Genomic DNA, 2,919 nt, shown 5'->3' on the forward strand with positions numbered 1-2,919 from the left:
GGATGGGCCTGTACGCCAGTGTTTGTCCGCGGCCAGGCCTCCACCCTTCGGCTGAACGTGGGGCAGCTCACGGTTCCGGCTGACGCCAGACCCGGCACCCCGCTGTATCATAAAAGTTTCGCCTGGAACCGCCTTAGCGACGGCGGCGAACAGTGGATCCGCTGCGCGGACGATCCGCACGGGCTGTCACCGCTGCTGCTGGACAGTCTGCTGTCCGGGGGAGTGACGCGACCGACGGTTTATCAAACTAACCTCGCCGGCATTGGCGTTCGCGTATCGCTGCGCGCTATCGGCGGCTATGGCGGCTTTCCTGACCGGCCGACGCCCTCGCCGTTTAGCCAACGGGTGGACAATCCCGCCGCCTTGCCCGATGCGGTGTGGAAACTGGGCTATTTCCGCCTGACGATTGAGCTCATTAAAACCGGTCCCGCGGCGACACCGGGCGAGCTTGAGTATCACAGCGAGCGCTTTTTAATGGCGGAGCATACCCCGCTGGCCGCGTTAGACTTAACCGGCAGGATCAGCACCGCGGGATGTTCAGTGAATGACGCCACGCCAGCCCTGATTAAGCTCCCTGCGGCGATGCTTGACCACTTCGGCGGCGTCGGCAAAACCACCGGCGACACCCCTTTCGCGCTGCAACTGGATTGCAACAGCGCTGTGACTATTTCCCTGCGTGTTGACGGCGCGGAGCCCCTCACCGCCCGGGGGCATGGCGTTCTGCGCAATGACGCCACCGACGATCGGGCGCAGGGTATTGGCGTGCAGTTGCTTTACCATCGTCAGCCGGTCGTACTGAATCATGAGATGACGCTGGGCAGCGCGAGCGCGGGCCGGTTTACCCTGCCGCTCACTGCCCGCTACTACCAGACACGTTCCCGGATCACCGCCGGTCAGGTGTCGGCCGTCGCGACCTATACCTTGCATTATGACTAGGCGATGGCGAACCGACGGATGAAGCGGATGAAGGAATTGCTCTGACCGGCGAATCGTAAGAGAATAGCGCCTACACGCGACGATCTGAGTACACGGGAGTTCATCATCAGCCATTCTCGTCGATTCCCCTTAGCCAGCAAAGTGGCGCTGGCAGGCGCGGCGCTCATCGCCGCTGGCATGCTGTTCAGCTGCACCAGTAAAGCCCCTAAATCCCTTGTCACGCCGCCGAACGCTGCCGCCGTCAAAGCCGGGCAGGCGCACCGGGAGCCGGTGCGCGGCGTGTGGCTCACCACCGTTTCGCGCCTTGACTGGCCGCCGGTCGGGTCGATTATCGCCAGCACGCCGGAGAGCCGCATCACGCAGCAGAAGCTGGCGCTGATCGCTAAACTCGATAACCTGCAGCGCCTGGGGATCAACACCGTCTTTTTCCAGGTGAAACCGGACGGTACGGCGCTCTGGCGGTCGGATATTCTGCCGTGGTCCGATATGCTGACCGGCAAAATCGGCGAATACCCTGGCTACGATCCGCTGCAGTTTATGCTGGATGAAGCGCACAAGCGCGGCATGAAGGTTCACGCGTGGTTTAACCCCTACCGCGTCTCGGTCAACACCAAACCGTCGACGATTGCCGAGCTGAACAACACCCTCACCCAGGTACCGGCCAGCGTGTTCGTCCTGCACCGTAACTGGATCCGCACCGCCAGCGATCGCTTTGTCCTCGACCCGGGCATTCCCGAAGCACGGGACTGGATCACCAGCATCGTCGCTGAAGTGGTGCAGAACTACCCGATTGACGGCGTGCAGTTCGACGACTATTTCTACACCGAAACCGCCTCTTCACCGCTTAACGACAACGAGACTTTCCGCCGTTACGGGCAGGGCTATGCCTCGAAGGGCGACTGGCGGCGGCATAACACCCAGCAGCTCATAGCCCAGGTTTCCACCACCATCAAAAAGCTCAATCCGAACGTCGAGTTTGGCGTGAGCCCGGCCGGGGTGTGGCGCAACCGCTCGCACGATCCGGCGGGGTCGGATACCCGGGGCGCGGCCGCCTATGATGAATCCTATGCCGATACCCGCAGCTGGGTGCAGCAGGGACTGCTCGACTACATCGCGCCGCAGATCTACTGGCCGTTTGCCCGCGATGCCGCGCGCTATGATGTGCTGGCCAACTGGTGGGCCGAGGTGGTTAAACCGACGCATACCCGGCTGTATATCGGCGTGGCGCTGTACAAGGTGGGTGAACCGTCCAAAAATGAGCCTGACTGGACGGTGGATGGCGGCGTGCCGGAGCTGAAAAAGCAGCTCGATCTCAATGAGACTCTGCCGCAGATCCAGGGCACCATCCTGTTCCGCGAAAACAACCTCAATCAGCCGCAAACCCGGCAGGCGGTTAACTATTTGCGCAGCCGCTGGGGGCAGCCGCAGAGCTAGCCGCCAGCCGGCTCTGCTATAGCGCCTGCAGCCCTTGCTGCAGGCGGGCGTGCAGCTTCAGCATGTTCTCTGTAATGGCCTGCCAGACGTGGCTGGAAAAGTCCGCCGGCAGCGTCCGGCGAGCGCTTTCGATTGCCTGCGGCACATGCCCGGCAAACTCCTGGAGGATCGCCAGCATCTGCTCCCGGGGAAAGTTCACCGCTTTGGCCGTCGCCAGAAAATGACGCGGATAGATGGCGTTAATCTCTGTTTTACGCCCTTTTGTAGCATTGAGCCCCATCGACAGCTTCAGATCGCGCAGATGCAGTCCCGTGCCGCCCAGCACCGGAAACGCCGAAATAATGTCGTAGAACGGTGTTAAGCGGTAGCTGCCGCCGGGCAACAGGTAAATTGAGAAGTTTTTTGCGTGACCGTCCGTCGCCCCCGTCAGCCACTGGAAGACCATGAACTTCATAAAGTCATAGCGATCTTTCAGCGCTTCACTCGAGCCCAGCAGAAAGGTCATGATCGCGGCGATACCCGGCCCGCCGTCAGACTCATATTTCATCG

At 61.5% G+C, this 2,919-nt stretch carries 3 protein-coding genes; 2 read left to right on the forward strand and 1 reads right to left on the reverse strand.

Annotated elements, in window-relative coordinates; genetic code table 11:
- Positions 1-936, forward strand: a 936-nt coding sequence (locus KHQ28_RS28305; protein WP_211777785.1) for a fimbrial protein, incomplete at its 5' end; no start/stop codon positions are given.
- A 141-nt stretch (positions 937-1,077) separates the two neighbouring features.
- On the forward strand, positions 1,078-2,370 hold the full coding sequence (locus KHQ28_RS28310; protein WP_002904794.1) for a glycoside hydrolase family 10 protein: 1,293 nt from the start codon (positions 1,078-1,080) through the stop codon (positions 2,368-2,370).
- Between the two features lie 16 nt (positions 2,371-2,386).
- Here the strand turns inward: KHQ28_RS28310 and KHQ28_RS28315 are convergent.
- Positions 2,387-2,919, reverse strand: a 533-nt coding sequence (locus KHQ28_RS28315) for a HipA domain-containing protein (protein WP_211777786.1), incomplete at its 5' end; no start/stop codon positions are given.

This window comes from Klebsiella sp. 28 (genome assembly GCF_018223905.1).
Classification (GTDB): domain Bacteria; phylum Pseudomonadota; class Gammaproteobacteria; order Enterobacterales; family Enterobacteriaceae; genus Klebsiella; species Klebsiella pneumoniae.